This is a genomic window from Christiangramia gaetbulicola (assembly GCF_003054225.1).
GTDB classification, from domain to species: Bacteria; Bacteroidota; Bacteroidia; order Flavobacteriales; family Flavobacteriaceae; genus Christiangramia; species Christiangramia gaetbulicola.
On the sequence record NZ_QBKQ01000002.1, the window covers coordinates 341085 to 366699 of the forward strand.

The following is a 25615-nucleotide window of genomic DNA, read 5'->3' on the forward strand; positions in this document are numbered from 1 at the left end:
TATGGATAGAAACTACCCCCGGTTTTTTAAATTACTTAAAACAACGGTTTTTCTTTTTGGATTATTTTTTTCCCAAATTTCATTTGGACAGGATATAATATCTACTGAGGATGGTAATTGGAACGATGTAGTTTGGAATCCTTCACGCCTACCGGGGTCGACAGATAATGTTCAGATATCAGATTCAATTGTAATCGAGAAAGACTCTATTGTTGAAATAAACGATTTAGATATTGCCAATAATGGAGAAATAAATGTTTTTGGAACTTTAGTGGTTTATGGAAACATTACTATGGACAACAATGGTTCGAATTTTAAGATGCAAAATTCTGCTCAGGTAATTGTATTTGGTGACTTTTTAGCTTCTAATAAAATTGATATTTCTATTTCCAGTTATCTTATTATTCAAGGGGATTTTATAAAAAAAGGTAGTAGCGGGCAAGGTACTTTAAATGTTGACGACGGTAATATATTTATTTATGGAGAGGTAGATGGGTGGTCTAATTTTGGAGCTTGTGACGAAGAAAGTACTTATTCTGGTACCCCTGAAGAAAGTGGCACCTGTGATTATGGAGATGAAGATGATTTCGCAAATAATCCTAATATACCTGAAGAAATAATTAATTTAAGTCGTTGCTACGATCTAACCGGAATCTCAAACCAGATAGCTTGTGAAGCCTCTTCTGCTACTTTTAGTGTTGCTTCAAATCCTGAGATCAATTATCAATGGCAGGAAAAAACAGGAGATTTAGATTGGATAGACGTTGGATCAAACTTAAATGAGTATACTGTTTCAAATACATCATTAGAAGATAATGGCAAATTTTATAGGGTCATTGTAAAACCAAAAGATACAGTTGCCTCTAAATGTAAAATTTCGATATCCAGAAAGGCCAGTCTAAGTGTTCAAAGCGCTGGAATTTGGAACGGCTCCTCAGATAATAACTGGAACAATACGGCAAACTGGAGCTGCAATATCTTGCCAACTCTTCAAACCGATGTTTTGATCCCTGAAAATTTAGCTTCAGGAAATTATCCGGAAATAACAGCCGGTACTAATGCTTTTGCAAGAAATCTTAGCATTGAAAATAATGCTTCAGTCATTGTAGATGATAACTGGTTGCGTATTGCCGGAGATCTCACCAACGCTGGTGCTCTAATTGTAGAGAACGGTAGTATTTCTTTCGAAGGAAACCCAGCCCAGACTATTCCAATTTCTGCTTTTGAAAATAACCAGGTCAAAAATTTAAGAATCAACAATTCTTCTGGAGTGACCTCAGAAGCAAAAATTGAAATAACCGGAACTCTTAAAGTTGAAGCAGGTACTTTCGATACTGGAGATGATCTTACCTTAATTTCGAATGCAACTCAAACCGCATTGATCGATGGAAGCGGGAATGGAGAAATTACTGGTCTCGTAACCATGCAACGCTATCTAGATAAAGCTTTTGGATATAAATATTTTAGCTCTCCGTTTAAGAATTCAACCGTCAATGATTTTAGCTCATATGTAGATCTGCAGGATCCTGAAAGCGGTTTCCCACATTTCTATAGATATGACGAAAATCGAAGAATAGACAGCCTGGATCTGGATGCAACCGGCTGGTCCCCTTATATTGAACCGGGGAACGCTTTAAATGTTTCGGAAGGTTATGCCATTAATTTCGGGGCATCAAGCACTCCAGATACAATACAAATTACCGGAGAGGTCAATAATGGCCCGATTCCGGCGAAAGAACTACTAAATCACCAGCGGGAATACACTAAAGGATTTCATCTGGTGGGCAACCCCTACCCTTCGCCAATTGACTGGGAGGCCACAGCAGGTTGGACCAGGGATAATATCGATGATGGGATTTATTTTTTTACTGCGAGTGAAACCAATCAGTATACCGGGACATATACGGCCTATGTAAATGATCTTTCTACGGCCAATCCTTTAGCAGATGGACGATCTTCCAACATTATCCCATCTATGCAGGGCTTCTTTATAAAAGTAAGCGATTCTGATACCCAGGATATAGTGACCGGCACTTTTGAAATGGATAACGAGATAAGAGTCGTAGATTTTGCGCAGGATTTCCTGAAGTCTCCAATAACAGACCAAAGATCCATTATCAGGCTAGAAGCTGGATTCAAAAATATAGAGCAGAATGATGCTATGGTCATCTACTTTTCCTCTTTTGCTACGGTAAATTTTGAAAAAGAACTGGATGCATTCAAATTGAAAAATACCGATCCTGCTGTACCGAGCTTTTATAATATAACCGACGACAGTAAGGAACTGGCGATCAATGCAATTCCATTTCCTGAATATGGTTCCTATAAAAAGATCCCTTTAGGAATTAATGCCGAACAAAGTGGAGAGATGACAATAAAGTTGAGTTCCATACAAAACCTTAGTTCAAATTTCAATGTCTATTTAATTGATCATGAAAAAAATATTGGTCAGAATTTAAGTGACGAACCTGAATACAGTTTCAAAATCGAAGCAGGAAAACATGATTCCCGTTTCGAATTAATGTTCTCTGAGGAACAAGTTTCAAGTCCTGCAATTGCCTTTAATGAGCCATTCGATATAAAGGTTGAAAACGGAAAGGTAAAGGTTAGCCTCAACCTGGAAAGGGACCAAAATGGTGTTTTAAGAGCTAGTACTATTACCGGTCAAATTCTTCAGGTTAGAAATGCAAAAGGAAAGGACGAGGTTTTTTTCGATGGAATTACCAGTAACGGTATTTACATAATTAACCTTCAGCTTGATCAAAAGCAGTACACGAAAAAAGTATTAATCAAAAAATAAACGAAAACTATGCTGGCTTTACGCTTATATAAGACTACACTTTGTCTGTTATTGCTATTGTTTTCAGTAATTGAAATTAAAGCCCAGGAAAACCCACCAGTCCCGGTGCAGGTGGAAGTTAGAACCTCCAGAAATCTTAATTTTGGTTCTTTTACTGCAGGTAATTCTGGTGGAAATGTTAGCGTTAGCTACGACGATCAGCGTACTGTAGATGGTGATATTTTCGAGCTTAATTTTGGCCAACCAGTTTCTGCCGCATTATTCGATGTATATGCCAACCCGGGAACTATAATACAAATCCAGGATATGGGTGCTTATACCCTGGAAAATCAGGATACCGGTATCCAGATAGAATTATTCATAAACAGCTTTAGCACGGGGCAACGCACTTTTGTTACGCAGGCTCCTAATGCACAAACCCCTAATGAAGTTTTTGTGGGTGGCACCTTGCGCATTCCCTCAGATAATTCCGGGAACCTACCAGGAACCTATTTTGGTACGTTCACCCTAAATTTTATTCATCAGTAGCAAGTACTCCCCCGGTTAATGCAAACACAATTTCGAGCTTTTACTATTGAGTTTTTAAAAAAACTTCTACCAGTAATTTTATGCCTGTTCCTATCTATTTCTGGATATTCTCAGGACGAATGGCCTGGATATGATGAGCTGAATGTAGAAATGCATATTCCAGATCTTGGAACCATAGAAATACCGGTAGCTATTAAAGGGCAGGAAGCCTATATTCCTGTCGTAGAACTCTTCAATTTTTTAAAGATCAAAAATGAAGAAACAGCTGATGGCATCAAAGGTTTCATCATTAATCCAGATTCATCTTTTGTTATAAATCCTGCTGGAAATAGGATCATCTATAAAAACCAGGATTTACAACTCAAAGAAGACGATTTTATAAGGTCGGCGACAACACTATATTTAAAATCTGATCTTTTTGGAGATATCTTCGGTTTAAATACCGATTTCTCTTTTAGAAGCCTTTCTGTAAAATTAGAAACCGACAAAGAACTCCCGGTTATTAAAGAAATGCGCTTAAAGAAATTACGCCAGAATTTAAAACAGGTGAAAGGAGTTATTGAGCCAGACACTTCTATTGCCAGGACTAATCCATTTTTTAAAGGTGGAAGCCTGGATTGGGGTGTGGTGACAACCCAGCAAAGCGATTTTGAGAATGATAACCGCTTATCACTTGGATTGGGAACGATGTTCCTCGGCGGGGAAACGAACTTAATGCTGAATTATTCCACCAGGGTTCCCTTCGATTCCCGAAATCAATTTTACCAGTGGCGATATATAAATAATGATAGTAAATTATTTAAGCAGGTAACTGCAGGTAGGATTTTTACCCGGGCCACCTCTTCCCTATTCGCACCGGTGAGCGGTGTACAGGTGAGTAACAGCCCTTTCCAGAACAGAAGGTCTTTCGGAACTTATGTGCTAAATGACTATACTGAACCACGCTGGACTGTAGAGCTCTATGTAAACAATATTCTAATTGAGTTCACCCAGGCAGATGCATCTGGATTTTACTCTTTTGATGTGCCTTTAATGTACGGTAATACCGCGGTAAGATTAAAGTTTTATGGCCCATACGGGCAGGAGCGAATTGAAGAACGTTTTATCAATGTACCATATAATTTTGTTCCAAAGAACGAACTTGAATATACACTAAGTGCTGGAATCGTTGAAAATGACGACCTGGATCAATTCTCACGTGTTAATTTTAATTATGGGCTGAGCAATTCCATAACCATTGGGGGTGGTGCAGAATATCTATCCGGGGTGACCAGTGGCGAAGTGATGCCCTTTATAAATTCTTCGATCCGTTTTGCGACCAATTTCCTGTTTTCAGGAGAATACATGTATGGCGTTAAGAGCGAAGGTCTCCTAAGTTATCGCACACCGGGAAACATCCAGGTAGATCTTAATTATATTAGATATGACGAGGATCAAACCGCGATAAATTTTAATTACCTGGAGGAAAGAAAACTTAGTTTTTCTGCCCCTATTAGAACTAAAAATTTCTCATTGTTCAGTAGGTTCAGTGTGAACCAGATCATTATGCCTAGCACAGAGTTCACCACGGCACAGTTGCTATTGTCTGGAGCTATATTTGGCATTAGCACCAACCTTACTACTTATGGCATCTATAACGACAGGGTGAAAAATCCTACTGTTTACAGCTCGCTTTCACAAAGTTATAGACTACCACATAACTTCCTGTTTTCACCACAGGTGCAATATGATTTTAGCCGAAACCAGTTTAATAATGTCATACTTGAACTTGAGCGTCCAGTATTTGACAAGGGATTTGTAAATGTGGCATATGAAAACAATATGCTTCGAGATGCTCATATTTTTGAAATAGGTTTAAGGTATGCTTTTAATTTTGCCCAGACTTCGGTAACCTCAAGGCTTGGTAATCGTAATAATTCCTTTGTGCAGTCAGCTCGGGGTAGTTTATTACTAGACGACAACACCGGGTACGTAATCGCGAACAATCGCACCGCCATGTCCAGAGCTGCTCTTAGTATAATTCCATTCCTGGACTATAACTCTAACGGAAAAAGAGATCCTATGGAACCTGCTGTGCGTGGTATGGAGATAAAGAATACTTCGGGCAGGTTAACCTACAATGAAGACGAAACTGTTCTTAGGATAACTGAATTGCAGCCGTATATCGACATGATCCTCGAAGTAGATCAAAACAGCCTGGATAATATCGCTTGGAAAGTTAAAAATGAAAAAATCAAGGTACATACTTTACCAAATCAATTCCAGGAAATTGAAGTGCCCGTAGAAGTTCTGGGAGAAGTTTCTGGAATGGTATATTTTAAAGAAAATGAAAGTCTGAAAGGTATTGGCAGAATTTCTGTAAATGTTATTGATGAAAATGGAAATATCGCGGCAGAATTTCTGACTGAAGGAGATGGTTATTTCACCTATTTAGGTTTAAAGCCGGGTAATTACACTGCCAGAATAGACCAGAAACAACTCGAGGCTCTCAATTTCAAAAGTTCAGGGGAACAGGCATTTAATATAGAATTAACCGAATATGGAGACATTGTGGATGATCTGGAATTCGTTCTGCAAAAAGATCAATAGCTTATTCTGAGGATCTTAAGTTTTCTAACCTCATTACCAAGTTTAAAATCTATCTCCTCACCCACTTTTTTACCAGTAACAGCTTTGGCAATAGGTGCTACAAAGGCGATCTTTTTCTTTTTGATATCAGCTTCATCAACCCCAACTATTTGAAATTCCTGTACCTGTCCAGAAGTTTCGTTCTTTAATTGTACATGAGCACCGAACCTGATCTCATCTTCAGGCTGATCTTTTGGATCCAGCATTCTGGCCGTATTCAGTCTTTCGGTTAGCAGATTTATTTTTCCATCTATAAGGCTTTGGGCCCGTCTTTTTTCAGTATCATTTTCAGCTTCAACATGAGCTCTTTCAAACTCAAGATCTTTAAGCTCCTTTTTAAGTTCTGCTAATCCGTTTGGGGTCACATAATTTGTTATTCCCTCTGGAATTGCTGCTCTTGGCGGCACCAAAACCGGTTCTTCCTGGTCATCTTCTTTTACAAATCCTCTGCTCATCATCTGTGTTTATATTCCAAGCTAAGAAATAAAAACCGGACCTGGCAATTCTTAAACTTATAAGAATCATAAATATTTCTCAAAGAATAATCTACAGAAGAACTAAGGTTTAATTTTATACCAAGCCTGTCAATATGAGCCTGGAGATCATCATACTATTTTGCATTATCATTACGGTGATATTTTTGTTCGCCCTGGAAGTTTTCCCGGTAGATAAGATTGCCTTTTTTATCATGGTAAGCCTTCTGCTGGCCGGTTTTATCTCTCCTGAAGAAGCTATTTCGGGATTTTCGAGTCCGGCAACCATAACCGTTCTGGCTCTGATGATCATCGCCATTGGATTGGAGAATAACGGAGTGATAGACTGGCTCGCCAACGGAATGAAAAAATTAAAAGGCTTACCCCTATTTTTAATGGTTCCGGTTTTTATGTTTATTGCCGGTAGCATATCGGCTTTTATAAATACTACTGCGGTAGTTCTGGTCTTTGTAAAGATCATAGATGAGCTTAGTGATAAATACGATATTCCAGAATCTAAATTATTACTACCCATTTCCTTCGCGGGAATCATAGGCGGTAGCTGCACCTTAATGGGTACTTCAACCAACCTTATCGTTAACGCGGTGGCTATTGAACGAGGAGTGGAAAGATTTAGTTTTTTTGAATTCACCTGGCTTGGAGCGATTTTCCTGGTCATTACAATCATTACCGTGAGCATCCTTATCGGGTTCCTACCACGGAAACGAAAAAGTGATATTTCTACCGATTATGATCTTGATGAATTTATTACCAAGGGAATTATTAATCAAGACTCCGGACTCATAGGCAAAAACATTAATGAGGTTTTTGGATCTGAAGCCGAGGATATTGAAGTTATCAGGCTCAAACGGAAGGGCATTGTTAACGATCACCCCGGGAAATATACTACCATGAAAGAAGGGGATCAGCTGCTGCTTAGATGCAGTATAGAACAGCTTCTTAAACTCAAGGATTCAGGCGACATTGTGATTATCAAGAATTCTGATAAAAAAAATGATGAACTTTTTGAAGGAAATCCAGATATCATGGAAGATGATATTCAACTGGTTGAAATACTCATGCTTCCAAATTCGCCACTTATCGGTAAAAGCATTAAAACAGTGGGCTGGTATGACCTCCACGGGGCTTCACCCTTAGCGATAAGAAAAAGAAGAAATCTTAGAAACCCCGGAAGGCGAATATTCGATAAACAATCTGATGATATAGAATTAAGAGTTGGAGACCGTTTACTGGTAGAGGTGACTAATTCAGACTTGCGGGAACTTCAGAAAATGGATGATATTTCCATTTTAAAACAGCACCAGGATATCAATATTACTACAAAATATAAAAGAAATATCTCTCTGGGAATTCTTCTTCTGGTCATTGGTTTATCTGCCTTTTCTATTTTTCCAATTTTAAAGAGTGCATTGATCGGCTGTTTTCTTATGATCTTTCTAAAATGTATAGACCTTGGTAAGATATATTCCCAGGTGAACTGGCAGATCATTTTCCTTTTGGCCGGTATGATACCCCTGGGAGTTGCGATGTCCAATACGGGAGCCGATCAGTGGATCTCTGAAAATCTTCTTAGATTATTCGATGATAAGAGCAATCTTATAGTGATAGGTCTATTGTTCCTGGTGACCATGTTCTTAAGCGGATTTATATCGAACAACGCCACCGCAATTATCATTGCACCAATAGCCATCACTATTGCCGTAAATTTAAACCAGGATCCAAAACCCTTTATCCTGGCAGTACTTTTTGCCTCCAATTTCAGTTTTTTCACCCCTGTGGGTTATCAAACCAATACTATCATCTACGGAATGGGTATTTACAGGTTCAGACATTTTTTCCTGATTGGCGGAATTCTTTCTATTGTCCTTTGGATTACCGCCAGTTTTCTGCTTTCTGGCCAGTTATAAAATGTTATTTTTGAAAAAAATCAAATGCCCAGACTTCTTGTTATTGGATACGTATGGCCCGAACCGGCATCTTCAGCAGCCGGGGCCAGGATGATGCAATTAATAGAATTCTTCAAAAAAGAAAATTGCGAGATCACTTTCGCTACTACCGCCAAAGAGACTGAAAACAAGATCGATCTTAGTTCTCTGGGAATAGATCAGGTAAAGATCAAATTGAATGATCCTGAATTTGATGATTTTCTGAAAGGATTAATGCCAGAAATTGTTCTTTTTGACCGTTTTATGATGGAAGAACAATTCGGGTGGAGAGTAGATAGTATCTGTCCTGAAACAATTAAAATACTGGATACCGAAGATCTGCACTTTCTGCGGAATGCCAGGCAACAGGCTTTCAAGGAAAAAAGTAATGCTGAAGACATCTACAAAAATTCGGAACTGGCAAAAAGAGAAATAGCAGCAATCTATAGAAGCGACCTGAGTTTGATAATTTCTGAACCTGAAATGGAACTGCTTAGATCAGATTTTAGGATACCAGATGAAATTCTATTCTTTTTACCTTTTATGCTTGATCCCATTACTGAAAATGAGCAGAAAGAGCTTCCCGGTTTCTCTGAACGAAAAGATTTCATAAGCATCGGTAATTTTCTCCACGAGCCAAACTGGAACGCAGTTTTGTTCTTAAAAGAGAAGATCTGGCCAGAGTTACGTAAACAATTACCAGCTGCGAAAATGAATGTTTTTGGGGCCTATCCATCTCAAAAAGTCCTGAACCTGCACAATCCAAAAGAGAACTTCCTGGTTCATGGTTGGGCTGAAGATGCTAACCTTGTCATGAAAAATTCAAGAGTTTGCCTTGCTCCTATTCAGTTTGGTGCCGGGCTTAAAGGAAAATTAGTTGAGGCCATGAAAAATGGCACACCCTCTGTTACCACTTCAATTGGAGCAGAAGGAATTTCAGATCTCGAAAAGTGGAATGGGTATATTACAAATGATGTTCAGGCTTTTATTGAAAATTCAAAGGAGCTCTACAATAACGAAGAACTTTGGAGAGAAAAACAAAATACAGGCTTTGAGATCTATAATGAACGGTTTAATTTAAATTCCCATCAGGAACGACTCAGGAAGGTCTTATCCCAGATAAAAACGAATTCGGAAGAACATAGAAATTCAAATTTTACCGGAAAGATGCTGAAACATCATTTGCATAAAAGCACTTATTTTATGTCCAGGTTCATTGAAGAAAAGAACAGAAATAAAAATTAAAAAACCACCGGTGGCATTACCTCCCGGCGGTTTTCACTACACAAAAAAATAAAAGTTTAACTCAACATTTACACACAATTCTATACAGATCCAACTCCCTGGATACTAAAAAGTTTTTCATTTAGTTTTTGCAAAACTTCAACTTTATTCCTGGTATCTACCAGTAGAGAAATATTATTATTGCTGCCACCATAAGAGATCATCCTCACCGGCACATCCTGCAGGATCTCGAACAATCTCGACGTTCCACGATCTTCAATAAGGCCCTCTCCTACTACACAAATAATACTGTGATTAGCATCCACGCTGATCTCGCCGTAACTTTCCAGCTCAGCCAGAATATAATCCAAGTTGGTACAATCATCTATGGTAAGCGATATTGCGATCTCTGAGGTTGTGATCATATCGATCGCCGTTTCATATTTATCGAATATCTCGAAAATCTTTTTCAGGAAACCATGAGCCATTAACATCCTGTTGGATTTGATCTTAATGGCGGTAATTCCATCTTTTGCAGAAATAGCTTTTAATCCCTTTCTCTCGGCAATCGCACTAATGCAGGTTCCTGTAGCTTCGGGAGTAAATGTATTTTTAAGATATACCGGGATATTCTTCCCTATTACCGGAGAGATGGTTTGTGGGTGAAGAATCTTTGCGCCAAAATAAGCCAGCTCGGCAGCTTCTTCAAAACTCAACTGAGACACCGGATGTGTATTTTCCACGAACCTGGGATCATTATTATGCAATCCGCTAATATCTGTCCAGATCTGGATTTCAGAAGCTCTGATCGCAGCACCAAGAATGGTCGCCGTATAATCGCTACCACCTCTTTTTAAAGTGCTTATTTCATTTTGCGCATCCAGCCTAACAAATCCTTGCGTAATAAGAATATCACTTTGTTCCGAAACCTTTAAGCTATCATTCAGTAATTCGCCTATATGCAAAGTATCTGGATTTTCCAGGTTACTAATGTGCATGAAATCCTTTGCATCCAGTAAGGTATTTTGAATCCCTTCAGAATTTAAATATGAACTAAAAATAAAGGTCAGCAGGCTTTCACCTGTGGTTAATATCCTCGCCTCGATATTTTTATTCCAATCGGTATTACAGGTTTGTTCGAGTTGTATAATTTGGGCTTCTATATTTTCTTTAACCGAAGAATTGAAAGCTGCATCGGTAATAAGTTCATCTATCAGCCCAAAATGCTTCGATCTCAGTTCCTGTATCTTTTCTGAATTTTTAGAAAATTCACCTTTCTTCACCTGCTCTGAAATTTCAACCAGCATATTGGTTACTCCAGACATCGCTGAAAGCACAAGTAATTTACTACCCTGTTGATTCAGAACAATTTCTCTCACATTCCTGATACCTGCAGCAGAACCTACAGAAGTACCTCCAAATTTTAAAACTTTCATATCTTTTTAATTCAGGCTGCATAGGTATTATTTAAAGGGAGCGAGTCAAAAATTATATTTCATTTTATATACATTTGTACAAAATGTTCAATAATTAACAATGAAGACGATCACTACTTGCGTTCACGATATCATAAGACATCAACCCTTTCTGGATGATGCCATCGCTCGTGATATTGTAAACTTCAGCGGACTCGCGGCAGATATTCAGCCCCAGGTAGAAAAGGAAATGCGCAAACCGGTAAAACAGGGAAGCATTATCATGGCCTTGAGAAGATACGCTCCAACCAGGACCAAGGTAAATATGCAGAGTCTTCGCGAACTGGGCGACATCATAGTTAGATCTGGAATTACAGAATACACTTTTCTAAATTCTAAAACCATTATTTCGAATAAAGCGAAATTGCTTGAAGCGGTGAAAGACCAGACGGGAGTTTATTTAAATTACTCCAGTAACTATCAGGAGAGTAATATCCTGGTCTCTTCGTCTTTGACAGACCTGGTGGAGAAATGTTTTAGAAATGAAGTCAGGGTATCTGTAAAGGAAGAATTATCTTCGATCACCATTGCTTTGCCAAAGAATAGTTCTCAAACGGTAGGCTTGTACTTTTATATCTTTAAATTACTGGCTTATGAAGGCATTCCTGTTTTTGAGATGATCTCAACCTCCAACTATTTTGCCTTGTTCTTAGAGAAGGAATATATAAATAAGGCTTTTTTGCTCATGAACGAGATTAAGCAATAACTACCAGTATTCATAGTAAACTCCGGTCATGGCTACCACTGCCACCACAATAATGATCGTGATCGCTACATATATCACCTTGTTATTAATCTGCCTGGCAGCCCTTAAGAATTCGATCTCCGACTTCCTATCTGGATTATTTCGGGTTCGCATATTGTTTCATTTTTCGAAAGCGATTTTCAATATACTAAAAATCAATAGTTTAAAACAAATTCCCATTAAAGTTTTCATAATTAGGAAACGAAAAAGGAAAACACAGTCTATTTTTAATATTCAATTTTCCAGTTATGAAAAATCTTCTAAGAGCCATATTAGCGGGCTGGGGTGCAAAAAAGTTTGGCGGTGGCTGTGGCTGTTTCGGGATTATAATCGTGTTTATAATCCTATGGATACTCCTTGGTTATTTAGGATTAAATTAATTATAATCTCTTATGAGATTGGCCCATTCCATACTTTTTAAGGTCCTTACCAGGATAGGGTCTACCTTTTTTAGTAGCCGTGAATCTTTGGGAAAAGCATAACTGTAGTAATCTTTTTTAAGGCTCTGCCCTAGGATCTCCAGGTCATCTGAAAGATCAAGTCGCTCGATCTCAAATTTTAGGATAGGTTCATCATAAACGAAAAGGGTTGTTTTCTCACTCCTGACTGCCTCCAAACCTTCCAGACCATTACTTACCAGGTTGTTTTCAATATTATAAAGATCTAACAGTTCCTGGGAACTTGAACTCTTTACCGTGGTGACATCAAATCTTTCCAGGTCCTGAATATTTGTGATCTCCTCATTGATGCTCTTAACGGTTAGAGATGATGCTATGCCTGCAGTAAAGCTAGAGATGATAATCACGGCCATGAACATCCAGATCACTCCAATGACCCTTCCTCCAGTTGTTTTAGGTGACTTATCTCCATATCCTACAGTTGTCATCGTTACAGCACTCCACCAGAATCCCTGCATGATTCCTCTAAAATTTCCGCCGAATTCTTCTTTATTCTTATTCCTTTCAAAAGCCCAGACAAGGATCCCGAAGATCAATATTACAAATAGCAACAAACCTATGATAGAAAAGAAATCCCAGCTAAAGAAGTTCTTCAAGTGTTTTAAAAATTTAGACTCCTTCCTTTTCACTACACTGGTGTGGGAGATAAAATAAGGTTGGGAAAACTCCATCCTCCTCATACGGTTATCTGTTACCGTGATAGGATTTATACTAAGATCTACTTCGCCATTCTCTATACCATTAAGCAGACTTTCAAGATTATCATATTCCTTAAATTCATAAGATGCCTGTAATTGCTCATTCACCATTTTCCAGGAAGTAATACTCAGGCCCGAATAACCATTAGGTCTTTTTTCAACAAACGGAGGAGTTTCAGTTACCCCAATAATAAGTTTTTTATTGGACTGAAGTGAATCGGGTTCCTGAGAAAAGAATTGAAATGAACAAAAAAAGGTTAGTAAATAGATTAGGGTCTGTCGGTATATTGGCATTTATAGGATTTTATTGACGAATATAATAAACATCATTTAATCGGATTAATAGGAAATGGAGTCTTTATGATATATGTAGGCGATATTAAGCTTCTTGCGGCCAAATTTCCTGGCTGCTTCCACATTGTTACCCATATAAATATCAATTCTATTTCTCCAGCGGTAATGCATTTTATCCTTGACTAAAAAAATACTGTCGAAACCTTCAATCTTGATCTTGGCATTGTGATCCAAACCCATTCTCATAAGATCGCGGGAAACCGCTACCGCATTCATGCCCGGTCTTAGCGTATCGCCCCAGGCTGTAAGCATGGGATGTCCTTCTGTCTGGCTGTCTACAGAATTATATGCGGTGGCAGTAACGCAAATGGTATCCCAATCTAAATCTCTATCCTTAAGATTCCTGTTTTTACAAGAGCCCAGAACTAAAATGAGCGTCAGAATTTTAGATACATTCAGGAACTTTTGAATTTTTAAACATGCTGAAAGATTAGAAATATTCATATCTAATTATAAGGTGAAACCATCGGGGTATTCCCTTTTTACAAACTGGTTAGCCTCGTCGAAGTTAGTGACTTTCATATTCTCTGCATCCCAGATCATCTTTATATCCCGGCCCGGGTAATATACCTGCTCCTCCCCTTTTTCATTTTTCCTTGTCTTCTGAACATCATAACCTCTAATGGCCAGGTTTGCAATTAATAAAGATTCTGTAAGTGGGCCCGCTATGTCAAAAGGAGAACTTAAAGTTTTTTCACCGTAGCCGGCTATAGCGGCATCTACCCACTGGGCATAATGACCGCCCATACCACCTTCTACCCTGGAATATTTCTGCGAAACATTAACTTCATCTGTTTTGGAGGTTGGCAATAAATGCGGATTCAATCCATAAGTACCACACATCATTTTACCTTTAGATCCTATGATTAGCGCGCCATTTCCACCATCTCCAAAGACCTCTTCAGGACCAAGCTCTTCAGGACGCATTGGTTTTATACCTCCATCCATCCAATGCAGGGTAATATTTTTAGAATCTTGCGACTTTCCTTCAAAATTCATGATCACATGACTTGAAGGCGGACAACTTTCAGGGAAATATCCTCTTTGGAATTCATCTACATACACACTTCCCACACTACATTGAACGTCCTTGGGATATTTAAGATCCAGAACGCTAAAAGGAGGCTCTATTAAATGGCATCCCATATCTCCCAGGGCACCGGTACCATAATCCCACCAGCCACGCCAGTTGAAAGGCACCAGCCCGTCTACATAATCTTTATAAGGGGCTGTCCCCAACCATAATTTCCAGTCTAATTCAGGAGGTACGGCAGAGGAAGTCTTTGGCCAGGAAATTCCCTGCGGCCAAACCGGCCGGTTGGTCCAGACATAAACTTCATCGACTTCGCCTATAATTCCGGCATCATACCATTCTTTCATTTTTCGCACACCATCGCCCGAAGCTCCTTGGTTTCCCATTTGGGTGACTACTTTATATTTATTGGCAGCCTCGGTGAGTTTCCTTGCTTCATATATATCGTGAGTAAGAGGCTTCTGAACATAGACATGTTTACCGCGTTCCATCGCCGCCATGGCCTGTACGGCATGATTATGATCTGGTGTTGAGACACAAACAGCATCAAAATTATTGGATTCTTTGTCGAACATCTCGCGGTAATCTTTGTAGTATTTGGCTTTAGGAAATCTTTCCCTGGAAGCGGCTGCCCTGCGATCGTCTACATCACATAAAAAAGCTATTTCAGCCTTACCGCTTTCGTAAAAACTTGTAAGATCTGATTCTCCTTTACCACCCACTCCTATTCCTGCGATCAATAATTTATCACTGGGTGCGATAAATCCCGGTCCCCCAAGGACATGCCTGGGTACTATCATAAAGCCTGTAGCTGCGATAGCCGACTTTTTCATGAAGTTTCTACGGGATTCCTTGTCTATTTTATGATTTTTTGGTTTCATAGAAGAATAAGTTAGTTTGACAGATTTGAAGTGGAATTCATTGGAAATCTTATCCAATTTACTGAAAATATGACAAAATGTGTCATCATCGGATATTCTGTCGGGTAATTTGGCATTCGGCAGGGTACTTGCACCTTATCCGGTAAATGGCTGAAAATTAGTTTATAGCCAAAATTAAAATTGAAAAAATACTTTTTATGAGTCAAGTTAAGCAAAATGACGCCGTTAAGGTACATTACACAGGAAAATTAGAAGACGGTCAGGTATTCGATAGCTCAGTAGAGCGTGGAGAACCTATAGAGTTCACTTTAGGACAGGGCCAACTAATTCCAGGTTTTGAAGAAGGTCTTATCGGTATGGAAGTTAACGAAAAGAAAACTATCAATATACCAAAAGAAGAGGCTTACGGAGAACCTAAAGCAGAGCTTATCCAGGAAGTTGAAAAAAGTCAACTGCCAGAAGAGCTTAAGCCAGAGGTTGGAATGCCACTAGTTTCTAAAGGACCTGATGGTCGTGAGATCAATCTTGTGGTAACAGAAGTTAAAGATGAAAGTATCGTAGTTGATGCTAACCATCCATTAGCTGGTAAAGATCTTGTTTTCGATCTTGAAGTTGTTGAGATCAAGTAATTATCACACATAGAATAAGGAAAAGCCTGAAAGTTCAACTTTCGGGCTTTTTTTATTATGAGCCTTATTGGTTAAGGTTTTTATAATTCTTTTCAGTTTCATCTTCTTGTTCTTAATTTAGAAGAAATCACTAAAAAATTAAATTATGAAGAGAAAAGGATCGGCCGTTTGGAAAGGCTCGTTAAAAGAAGGAAAAGGAACCGTTAGTCTTGAGAGCGGAGTTTTGAAGGATGCGCAATATTCTTTTAAAACACGTTTTGAGGATGGAAAAGGAACTAATCCTGAGGAATTGGTAGGAGCGGCCCATGCCGGATGTTTCAGTATGCAGCTTTCTGCATTTTTAACTGAAGATGGATTTACTCCAGATAAGATCGAAACAACTTCTGAGATCACCTTTGAAGATGGTGAGATCACTAAATCTCACTTGATCCTTGACGCGGTTGTGCCGGGAATAGATAAGGACAAATTTGATAAGATCGCCAATAAGGCGAAAGAGAGTTGTCCTTTATCAAAACTTCTAAAAGCTGAAATTACGCTGGAATACGACCTGAAATAGGAGTAAGGAAATAAATAATTAAGGGATCCCAGGATTAATTCTTTGAGATCCCTTTTTTTAATTCCTTTAATGTATCGTACAAAGTTTTTTTCATCGCCTCATCCATTTTATCATCCTTCACCCACTTTTGATTTATCTCCAACTCAATCCCCATATATTTCTGCGGAAATAGTTTTCTTAAGCTTGTAGTAAAACCATCAGCCTTCCCCTGGTAAGGATAGTTGAACCGAACCCTGGTTTTTAAATTATTTTTCTGAATAAGCTGTTTCCATTCTAGGGAAACCATCTTCTCCTCTTTCCTTAGTGGATCATAAAGCAAACCTATGTCACAGTTACGTTCCTGTCCATCTAATACCGGGGTAAAACTATGTACAGAAATATGCAGCACTTCGTTTCCTAAATCGATTAATTGAGAAATATCCTCCTCAACTTCCTGGCGATATGGAATGTAATAGGTATTCAGGATGTCTTGCTTTTCCTTCTCACTTAATCCTTTGCTGAATCTCGAAAAAAGATTTTTATGCCATAATGATCGGTTAGATTCTACCAGCAGTCTGCCAATTTCCTGATGATGGGTGACATCTGCCAGAATTTTCAATTCTCTGAAAAGATCATACGCCCCGGGATCATAAGCTTCATGGGTATTTAGAACTTCATTATCTGAAATGAAAAGCTCCCTGTATTTTTCCGGAATAGCTGGAAAAGCATGCTCACATGTTAGGACCAGTTTCATGGCCGGAACATTCTGTTTTCCTGAAGACATTCCGCCAGCCTGGAATAGACCTTTTTGATATTTCCGTGTGAAAAATCACTTCTCAAGGCTTTCAAGATCCTGGTAGAAAGACTTCCGTTCTGGATAAGGAATTCAATATGGTTCTGCTGATCCTCGCTCAGCTTCCCTCCTACCAGTTCGTATAATCTTTTCCAGATAGCTCTTACATCGCAATCTTTCTGCAGGTCAAATATCGCCAGGTATTTCTTATCTGTTATGAGCGTATTTTCAGCATTTTTAATTACTTCATCAAAGATCTTGAACAGATCATCCTCATGCCATGATTTCTGATCTTCCAGCGAAACCAGTTCTTCTGAAACCAGTAATTTCAGGGATTCAATAATAAATGCGGCGATCGCGATATCTGCGGAAGGATTTTCCTGGATATCTATAACCCTTATCTCAATGGCATTCCTGTCGAACCTGGAAATAGCGCCACGGGAGTTAAGGAAATGGTGATCCAGGATATTATCCGTATCAAAAGGCTTGATCGCTTCGGTGATAGGTTCAAAAATAGTTTTATAATAATCAGCTTTATTAAAGACCTGCTCGGGAATTACCTTTCCCGTCATATGCGGAATTTCCTTTTGATTGGTCTTGTAATAATGCATCCTGGCATCCTTATAACCAGTAAATTCACCGTCCAATACAGGCGAACTTGCTGACAGCCCGGGAATGATTGGTAGCAAAAGTCTTACCGCTGCATGTAATTTTTCAAATTCGGCGTCATCAAAGAATGGTAAATTAATGTGCATGCTCTGCACATTACTCCAGCCATGCCCCTTACAATCAAAGATCTTATTATAAAGAGCATAGATCTTACTGTAATGATGCTGCCATAAACGGGTTTCGGTATGTGGATCCATAATTGGATGGGCCGCGGTTGGAAGCAGGCAGGTATCAAATTCTTCCAATAACTGGTTCATCTCCTGCACGTTTTCAGCAAATAAAGCCGCTAAATTATCTATATCATCGGTAGGACCATTGGTCTTCATTTCAACCACGTGAGAAACCAACTCATTGCTCCACTCTATTTTACCATTTTCAACATCAGAGGTAAGTGACCCATTTTTTTTGGTAAGGAGTTTATCCACGATAGGATTCACTTTTAAGTTTGATCTTTGAACCAGCATATATTCCAGTTCAATTCCATACACTTCAAAAAGGTGATATGCCATTATATTTTATTTTCCAGTCTGTTCTTTATTGCCGTTAAAATGTCCAGGTAAACCTGGTCACCGTAATATTCATCCTCAACCCCGGCATCTATGTTTGGATTATCGTTGATCTCTATGACCAAAGCCTTAGAGTTAACCTCTTTGATATCGATCCCATAAAGACCTTTACCCATTAATTTTGCAGATTTTATAGCATTCTTGAGGATCTTTTCAGGAACTTTTTCTATTGGCAGGCAATCTGCATTCCCGTCCTGATCATCCTTTTTATCGGCATCCCAGTTATAGATCTGCCAGTGTCCCTTAGCCATGTAATATCTGCAAGCATAAAATGGTTTCCCATCAAGTATACCAATCCTCCAGTCATAATCTGAAGGCAGGAACTCCTGCGCGATAACCAGATCAGATTTTTTGAGCATGGCATTCACCACCTCAAAATATTCCTTTTCGGTCTCTGCCTTTTTTACACCAAAAGAGAAAGTTGAATCGGGAGATTTCAGCACAACCGGCAATCCTGTTTTACCTAAAACCGAATCTTTATTGTCCTTATGAACAATGATCGTTTTTGGTGTTGGAATACCTGCATTCTCCAAAGCTTCAGCCATATATACCTTGTTACAGCATTTAAGAATAGCATCTGGATAATCCACGGTGGCTATATCTTCCTGCTGCGCTTTCCTGGCAAAGGCATAGGCTTCATTGTTAACTTCGGTACTCTGCCGTATCAATAATGCATCGAAAGCCGATAGCCTGGAAAGATCTTTTGGGGTTATAATTTCAGTATAAAAGCCCATCTTTTCTCCCAGTTCAATAAATTTCTTTAAAGCCTTGGGATTACTTGGCGGCGCCACATCATCTGGTTGCACCAGGATCGCCAGGTCATATTCAAAATTACTGGTTCGTGGAGTATCATATCTTTTTTTGGCAAAATACTGTTCGGCGAAGACCAGCATGCTTTCTTTATGCTCTGCAGGGATCTCAGATTCAGAGATCGCTTTGATACTTTTAATATTCCATTTGGTGGTAAAATTGAATTTCACCCTTAAAAATGGAATTTGAAAATGACGAAAGAACATCGCACTTAATTCCCTATATTTTGCGGCAACGTTCTGCCCGAAATAAATACTCAGGGTAAATTCCTGGGATTTAATATTCTTTAAAGACTGCTGCAAGAGATCATCAAAATCTTCAGAAACGATCTTTACCAGCTTAGGTTCTCCAAGGTCAACGATATTTTTAACGGTAGGAATTGCTAAATGTCCCCTAGCTTCGGCCAGAAGAGAAACATAATATCCTTTGGACTGATAGGAATAATCCTTGCATAAATTAAAGATCCTGGCTTTTTTGAGCGTAGAATACTCCGGATTGGTAAGGTAGTCCTTAGATGAAATCACCTTTAAATGTTCAGAAGATATCGTCCAGGTCTCAGGTTGGTTTACAACAATATATTTATTCATTAAACAGTAATATGTTTGTTCAAATGTAGATTAAAAATTTATCCATTTTTGGATTTTAAGTTTAGCTTAATAATAATTCTTACATTCAGTCCTTTAATTTCAAAACCAGTTGAAAATGAGACTTAAATTTACCGGGATCCTAATTTTAACAGGGCTTTTCACTCTTAATGCCCAGACTTCAGATAAAGAACTTTTAGAAAAAGCCCGGAAGATTCATGAGAATGCGATCACTATAGACACTCATAACGATATTAATGTAAACAATTTTACCGAGGCCAAAAATTATACGATGGATCTCGATACCCAGGTGAACCTTCCAAAATTGGAAAAAGGCGGAATAGACGTGAGCTGGCTAATAGTTTATACTGGACAAAAAGAATTGAATAAAGATGGATACGCCGCCGCATATGAAAACGCGATCAGTAAATTTGAAGCCATCCACAAGCTTATCGACGAAATAGCACCGGATAAAATCGGATTGGCTACAAATTCAGAGGAAGTAAGAAATCTTGTAAAAGAAGGTAAAAAAGTTGCCATGATCGGTGTGGAAAACGCCTACCCAATTGGGACAGATCTTAAGCGCATCAAGGAATTCTATGATCGTGGTGCGAGATATATGTCACTTTCGCATAATGGTCACAGCCAGTTTTGTGATTCCAATACCGGTGAAGAAAACGATGATTGGTTATATAATGGCCTTAGTGAATTAGGAAAAGAGGCCGTAGCAGAGATGAACAAATATGGCATCATGATAGATGTTTCCCATCCAAGTAAAGAAGCGATCAAACAAATGTTCGAGCTTTCTAAAGCTCCTTTAATTGCTTCCCACTCCTCTGCCCGTGCTCTTTGTGATCATAGCAGAAATCTAGATGACGAACTTCTTGAACTATTTAAAATGCATGGAGGAGTTGTGCAAACAGTTGCTTTTAGTTCTTACCTGAACACAGAAAAGGATCATGCCTTCGCTGCTGCCACTAAAGAACTTTATGAAAATAAGGCAGAGGAAATGAATATCGCTATTCTTGAAGAAGATAGTATTGAACAATTAAGCCAGGCAGAACAGGACGATTACTACGAAAAAATAGATCAGCTAAAACTTGACGCAAAACCTGAAATAGAAGAACTTAAAAAGAAAGTAATTCCGGTTAATGTTTCAGATTTTGTAGATCATATAGATTACCTGGTGGAAAAGATAGGTATAGACCATGTAGGAATTAGTTCAGACTTTGATGGCGGCGGAGGAATCGATGGCTGGCAGGATGCGTCAGAAACCCTTAATGTCACCATAGAGCTTGTAAAAAGAGGATATTCTGAAGAAGAGATCAAAAAACTTTGGGGAGAAAATCTGCTTAGAGTTCTAGATGAAGTGCAGGCCGTAGCAAAAGAAATCCAGAAGGCCTGATCATTTCAAAAACCGTATTTCTATAATATTAGGAGCACCTCCTAGACCTTCATTAGCAATAAATATTCGACCGGAAGGACTGAAGGCAATGCCCTCTGGTTGCGAGAATTCTTCTGGATCTAATAAATGTAATTCCTTGATTTTACCAGATTCCTTTAAGATGAGTATTTTCTGAAATTCAGCATCCAGGACATAAAGTTCCCCGGTAATGGGATGAAATCCTATATCTGACGGTCTTATCAATTTCCTGGGATTATTGGTACGTAAAACATCAAAGGCGGGATCGTTATAATTTATCTTGATAACCGGCTCGTAGTCCAGCTTATTGGTTTTAGGATCAAAAGAATAGATTCCCTTATAATCCCCGCGGTTATCCAGGTTACGTTCTTTCACCGCTAACCAAAGATCACCATCTTGAGTAGATGCCATTCCTTCAATATTATTGCGATATTCAAATTCCAGTTCGATCTCTTCAGCATTCTTTTCTGCAAGTTCGAGGCTTTTAATATTGTATAATTTCCCACTGCTTTCGATTACCCAAAACTCACCATTTAAAAATGTGAGAGCTTCATAATCTCCGGGAGGTCCGAATGTATATTGCTTTACAATGCTTTTAGAGCCAAGGTCATATATGAAAATGATTCCGTCTTCGTCCTGTATGCAGGCAATACGATCATCACTAACCCAGTGTATGCCCGAGACCTCCTCCAGTTCTGCAGGTAGTTCCCATTTATTTAAGATCTCGTATGATATTGTGGCGTCATTAAAATCATAATCATTTGCCTCATATATGGCGTATATCACACCGGCTAGTACTAAAACCAACATAACGATACCTACAGCCCATCTATTCATATATAAAGTCTTTGAATCTAAAGTACATTAATGAAGGGCGTAGACAAAAAGATTAACAATAATTTGAACCCCCGCTTCTTCCCTGGCAGCCTTTTCCTAAAATGCTGAAAATCAACTAAAAAGTTAAAAAGATGTTAAATAAGTACCTTTTATAACATAGTACTGTAACAGATTATTTTTCTGGTCGTCTATTAAATAGAAACAATCATTAAAACATCAATTATGAGAACTTCATCAGTTAACACCAAGAGCAGAAAATCATTCATGAATACCGAAGCTAATGCCGGTTCCATGAGCATCCTAAGCAGAAGAAGATTCGCTTAGTAGAATTAAAATTTATCAATCATCAAAATCATCAATTATGAGAACTTCATCAAGAAACACCAAGAACAGAAAATCATTCATGAACACCGAAGCTAATGCCGGTTCCATGAGCATCCTAAGCAGAAGAAGATTCGCTTAGTAAAATTAAAAATCATCAATCATCAAAATCATCAATTATGAGAACTACATCAGAAAACACCAAGAGCAGAAAATCATTCATGAATACCGAAGCTAATGCCGGTTCCATGAGCATCCTAAGCAGAAGAAGATTCGCTTAGTAAAATTAAAAATCATCAATCATTAAAATCATCAATTATGAGAACTACATCAGAAAACACCAAGAGCAGAAAGTCATTCATGAACACCGAAGCTAATGCCGGTTCCATGAGCATCCTAAGCCGAAGAAGATTCGCTTAGTAGAATTAAAATTTATCATCAATCATCAAAATCATCAATTATGAGAACTTTAGATAGCATGGTCCAGGATTTCGAAAGAAATAAAGAAGGTGGCATCACCCACCGCAGACCATTTCTTAATCTTAAACATTCAGCAGGCTATTTCAACTGGCACGAGAAAAAGTGTTATGCATAACCGGTCGTCTGGTTCATCGATCATGACGGCCTTGCTGAAAAATTCAGAAGCATCAGAAAATATAAATCTACTTTGAACAGCCTATACTGAATTGAGAACTTCATTTATCGATCCAAGCTGTATTTAGAAGCCGTTGGATCGCAAACAAATAAACATCTGCCAAATGAACAGTTATAAAACCTAGCCGGTAAACCAATGTTTACCGGCTATAATTTTTGGTTAAAAATGCATTAAAATAAGCTTAAAATTGAAAGCTCTAGGATAAACATTTGTTTATTTGCAGCATTTACCCTGAACAAATGTTAGCAAGAATAAAAAGACATCCCAAATTAAAGTGGGCATTAATCGTACTTCTAAGTTTAATCACACTTTTCTTTTTATTTTTTGGAAGTATCTATTTCGGTTTCTGGGGCAAGATCCCAAGTTCGAAAGAACTTACAGAATTAAAACAGAATAAAGCTACCCAGGTTTTAGCCTCTAATGGTGAACTAATAGGTAAGTTCTATATTTTCGACCGCCAACCCATCAAATTCTCTGAGTTCCCGCAACACCTTATTGAAGCACTTATAGCGACTGAAGATGCTCGTTTCTATGAACATGATGGTATAGATAACCGTAGCCTTTTAAGAGTGTTTTTCAAATCTATCCTTTTACAGGACGAATCTGCAGGTGGAGGTAGTACTATAAGCTTGCAATTGGCCAAGAATATTTATGGCAGACGCGATTTCGGAATGTTCGGTATCGTAATTAACAAGATGCAGGAAGCGGTGATCGCGAAAAGACTTGAGGATATCTATACCAAGGATGAGATCATCGAGCTTTACTTTAATACCGTTCCATTTAGTGATAATACTTATGGTATTGAAAGTGCCTCTCTTAAGTTCTTCAATAAACATACTTCAGAATTAACTTTAGAAGAAGCGGCAGTTCTGGTAGGAATGCTAAAAGCTAGTCATTACTACAATCCGCGTATATTCCCTGAACGCAGCAGGTTAAGGCGCGATGTTGTTCTTATGCAAATGGCCAGAAACAATTACCTGAGCATGGAAGAGGCTGAAGAAGCGAAATTACAACCTCTTATCCTCGATTATAAAAGCTACAGTCATGATAAAGGAATCGCTCCTTACTTTCGGGAACAGGTGAGAAAAGATGTTAGCCAGGTTCTGGATAACTTAAAGAATAAAGATGGTAAAAAGTATAACATATACCGTGACGGACTGATCGTTCATACCACCCTTAATTACAAAATGCAGCAACTCGCCGAAGAAGCGATGCTGGAACATATGTCCCAATTACAGGTGGAGCATGAAAAATCCTATGGTAGCTACGCTCCATGGATCCGGGATAAAAAGATCCTGAACGATGCCGTAAAAAGATCTCCTAAATATCAGTCCTTGCTGAAAGATGGTCTTAGTGAAGCTGAAATCATGAAAAAATTAGAGCAGAAACATCCAACCGAATTATTTAGTTATGAAGGAGGTATGGAAACAAGGAATGTTAGCACCATAGATAGTGTGGCTCATTACCTGAAATTTTTAAATTCCGGACTATTGGCCGTAGATCCCGAGAATGGTGGTGTACAGGCCTGGGTTGGAGGCGTGGATTTCAGGTTCTTTAAATATGATCATGTGGCACAAAGTAAAAGACAGGTTGGCTCCACTTTTAAACCCGTTGTTTATACAGCCGCACTGGAAAATGGCATAGACCCCTGCTCCTACTTCTCTGTTCGTGAAGTTACCTATGAAGATGGGTGGACCCCTTCCAATTCATCTAGTGAAGGTGATGATCCTAATATGAATTACAATTTAAAGACCGCTTTAAGCAGGTCTATGAATACCATCGCGGTTAAGGTTCTTATGGAAACCGGAATTGGAAATGTGATCGAGCAGGCCAGGAAAATGGGAATAGAATCTGATCTTCCTGCAGTTCCTTCTATCGCTTTAGGAACCGCTTCTTTAACTCTTAGTGAACTTACTTCTGCTTATACCAGTTATGCGAATAATGGCCATTATTCCAAGCCATATTATATTACCAGGATCGAAGATGGCGATGGAAATCTCCTTGCTGAATTTGAGCCAGAAGTATCTAAAAACAGGGCTTTTTCTGAAGACACCAGGAAGATCATGATCAACATGATGCAGGCAACCGTTAATGAGGGAACCGCGACCAGGTTACGTTATAAGTATGGACTTCAGAATGATATTGCTGGAAAAACAGGAACGACTCAGGATAATAAAGATGGCTGGTTCGTTGGGATCACACCAGAACTGGTATGTGTAACCTGGGTTGGAGCAGATGATCACAGGATAGGGTTTAGAAATACAGGTATTGGCCAGGGTGCAAATTCGGCATTACCAATTTTTGCGAGATTAATGCAAAAAATGAATGCCGACTCGAATTTCAACAATATCACTAATGCTCGCTTCGCCCCACTTTCAGGGGAACTTGCAGAAATGATGGAATGTCCTCCGCAAGAAAGAGACAACTTCTTTGAGCGTCTCTTTTCAGGAAAAGACAAAGACGCTCAAAAGAGAAATAATAAAAAGGAAAAGAAGAAAAAAGGATTCTTCAATCGTCTCTTCGGTAAAAAAGATAAAGACAATTAGGACA

The 25615-nt window shown here is 38.7% G+C and carries 21 protein-coding genes; 11 read left to right on the forward strand and 10 right to left on the reverse strand.

The features are described 5' to 3' along the window. The first annotated feature begins 1 nt into the window (after position 1). From C8P64_RS08190 to C8P64_RS08200, 3 genes are read left to right on the forward strand one after another with little or no spacing between them, the layout of a single operon-like run. Positions 2-2800 carry a T9SS type A sorting domain-containing protein gene (locus tag C8P64_RS08190; RefSeq protein ID WP_108171588.1) on the forward strand — a complete coding sequence of 933 codons (2799 nt, stop codon included), beginning with the start codon at positions 2-4 and terminating at the stop codon, positions 2798-2800. 9 nt (positions 2801-2809) lie between these two features. Next, the gene (locus tag C8P64_RS08195; RefSeq protein ID WP_108171589.1) at positions 2810-3328 is read left to right on the forward strand and encodes a DUF4402 domain-containing protein; all 519 of its coding nucleotides are present in this window, start codon (positions 2810-2812) and stop codon (positions 3326-3328) included. Between the two features lie 18 nt (positions 3329-3346). Beyond that, positions 3347-5917, forward strand: coding sequence for a carboxypeptidase-like regulatory domain-containing protein (locus C8P64_RS08200; protein ID WP_108171590.1), 2571 nt, complete (start codon positions 3347-3349; stop codon positions 5915-5917). Here C8P64_RS08200 and C8P64_RS08205 read toward each other — a convergent pair. After that, positions 5911-6411 (reverse strand): GreA/GreB family elongation factor, encoded by a 501-nt coding sequence (locus tag C8P64_RS08205; protein WP_108171591.1) that lies wholly within the window; start codon positions 6409-6411, stop codon positions 5911-5913. The two genes, C8P64_RS08200 and C8P64_RS08205, sit on opposite strands and share 7 nt — an antisense overlap. A 134-nt stretch (positions 6412-6545) precedes the next feature. Here C8P64_RS08205 and C8P64_RS08210 point away from each other — a divergent pair, with 134 nt between their 5' ends. Both C8P64_RS08210 and C8P64_RS08215 read left to right on the forward strand, forming a co-directional pair. Next, complete coding sequence (locus C8P64_RS08210; protein ID WP_108171592.1) at positions 6546-8357, forward strand: SLC13 family permease; 1812 nt, start codon at positions 6546-6548, stop codon at positions 8355-8357. Positions 8358-8381: 24 nt separating this feature from the next. Then, positions 8382-9620 (forward strand): glycosyltransferase family 4 protein, encoded by a 1239-nt coding sequence (locus C8P64_RS08215; protein ID WP_108171593.1) that lies wholly within the window; start codon positions 8382-8384, stop codon positions 9618-9620. A gap of 80 nt (positions 9621-9700) precedes the next feature. On the opposite strand, the gene C8P64_RS08220 is transcribed toward C8P64_RS08215, so the two are convergent. Beyond that, on the reverse strand, positions 9701-11035 hold the full coding sequence (locus tag C8P64_RS08220; RefSeq protein ID WP_108171594.1) for an aspartate kinase: 1335 nt from the start codon (positions 11033-11035) through the stop codon (positions 9701-9703). 100 nt (positions 11036-11135) lie between these two features. On the opposite strand from C8P64_RS08220, the gene C8P64_RS08225 reads away from it, so the two are divergent. Continuing rightward, entirely contained in the window at positions 11136-11780 is a 645-nt protein-coding gene (locus C8P64_RS08225; RefSeq protein WP_108171595.1) for a hypothetical protein, read from the forward strand. Here the strand turns inward: C8P64_RS08225 and C8P64_RS16470 are convergent, their stop codons facing one another. The 4 genes from C8P64_RS16470 to C8P64_RS08240 form a co-directional block, all read right to left on the reverse strand. Further along, complete coding sequence (locus tag C8P64_RS16470; RefSeq protein ID WP_156067613.1) at positions 11781-11933, reverse strand: hypothetical protein; 153 nt, start codon at positions 11931-11933, stop codon at positions 11781-11783. It abuts the gene before it with no gap. Positions 11934-12195: 262 nt separating this feature from the next. Continuing rightward, complete coding sequence (locus tag C8P64_RS08230) at positions 12196-13269, reverse strand: transporter substrate-binding domain-containing protein (protein ID WP_108171596.1); 1074 nt, start codon at positions 13267-13269, stop codon at positions 12196-12198. Between the two features lie 45 nt (positions 13270-13314). Continuing rightward, positions 13315-13773 (reverse strand): 3D domain-containing protein, encoded by a 459-nt coding sequence (locus C8P64_RS08235; RefSeq protein ID WP_245889682.1) that lies wholly within the window; start codon positions 13771-13773, stop codon positions 13315-13317. A gap of 6 nt (positions 13774-13779) precedes the next feature. Beyond that, positions 13780-15243, reverse strand: a complete 1464-nt coding sequence (locus C8P64_RS08240) for a Gfo/Idh/MocA family protein (RefSeq protein ID WP_108172213.1) — start codon at positions 15241-15243, stop codon at positions 13780-13782. Between the two features lie 197 nt (positions 15244-15440). Here C8P64_RS08240 and C8P64_RS08245 point away from each other — a divergent pair, with 197 nt between their 5' ends. Beyond that, the gene (locus C8P64_RS08245; RefSeq protein WP_108171597.1) at positions 15441-15872 is read left to right on the forward strand and encodes an FKBP-type peptidyl-prolyl cis-trans isomerase; all 432 of its coding nucleotides are present in this window, start codon (positions 15441-15443) and stop codon (positions 15870-15872) included. 145 nt (positions 15873-16017) lie between these two features. Then, positions 16018-16428, forward strand: coding sequence for an OsmC family protein (locus C8P64_RS08250; protein WP_108171598.1), 411 nt, complete (start codon positions 16018-16020; stop codon positions 16426-16428). A gap of 34 nt (positions 16429-16462) precedes the next feature. On the opposite strand, the gene C8P64_RS08255 is transcribed toward C8P64_RS08250, so the two are convergent. Genes C8P64_RS08255 through C8P64_RS08265 form a run of 3 tightly spaced genes read right to left on the reverse strand, consistent with a single transcriptional unit; the run spans position 16463 to position 19832 of the window. Continuing rightward, positions 16463-17191: an N-formylglutamate amidohydrolase gene (locus C8P64_RS08255; RefSeq protein ID WP_245889683.1), complete on the reverse strand. Its 729-nt coding sequence runs from the start codon at positions 17189-17191 to the stop codon at positions 16463-16465. Next, positions 17158-18378 carry a glutamate-cysteine ligase family protein gene (locus C8P64_RS08260; protein ID WP_108171599.1) on the reverse strand — a complete coding sequence of 407 codons (1221 nt, stop codon included), beginning with the start codon at positions 18376-18378 and terminating at the stop codon, positions 17158-17160. The genes C8P64_RS08255 and C8P64_RS08260 overlap by 34 nt, the downstream gene beginning before the upstream one ends. Further along, positions 18378-19832: a RimK family protein gene (locus C8P64_RS08265; protein ID WP_108171600.1), complete on the reverse strand. Its 1455-nt coding sequence runs from the start codon at positions 19830-19832 to the stop codon at positions 18378-18380. The genes C8P64_RS08260 and C8P64_RS08265 overlap by 1 nt, the downstream gene beginning before the upstream one ends. A gap of 115 nt (positions 19833-19947) precedes the next feature. On the opposite strand from C8P64_RS08265, the gene C8P64_RS08270 reads away from it, so the two are divergent. After that, on the forward strand, positions 19948-21234 hold the full coding sequence (locus C8P64_RS08270) for a dipeptidase (protein WP_108171601.1): 1287 nt from the start codon (positions 19948-19950) through the stop codon (positions 21232-21234). On the opposite strand, the gene C8P64_RS08275 is transcribed toward C8P64_RS08270, so the two are convergent. Next, the gene (locus tag C8P64_RS08275) at positions 21235-22089 is read right to left on the reverse strand and encodes an SdiA-regulated domain-containing protein (protein WP_108171602.1); all 855 of its coding nucleotides are present in this window, start codon (positions 22087-22089) and stop codon (positions 21235-21237) included. A gap of 781 nt (positions 22090-22870) precedes the next feature. Here C8P64_RS08275 and C8P64_RS16660 point away from each other — a divergent pair. Both C8P64_RS16660 and C8P64_RS08280 read left to right on the forward strand, forming a co-directional pair. Next, positions 22871-23005 (forward strand): hypothetical protein, encoded by a 135-nt coding sequence (locus C8P64_RS16660; protein WP_279324121.1) that lies wholly within the window; start codon positions 22871-22873, stop codon positions 23003-23005. 299 nt (positions 23006-23304) lie between these two features. Next, the gene (locus C8P64_RS08280; RefSeq protein ID WP_108171603.1) at positions 23305-25611 is read left to right on the forward strand and encodes a penicillin-binding protein 1A; all 2307 of its coding nucleotides are present in this window, start codon (positions 23305-23307) and stop codon (positions 25609-25611) included. Positions 25612-25615: the final 4 nt, after the last annotated feature.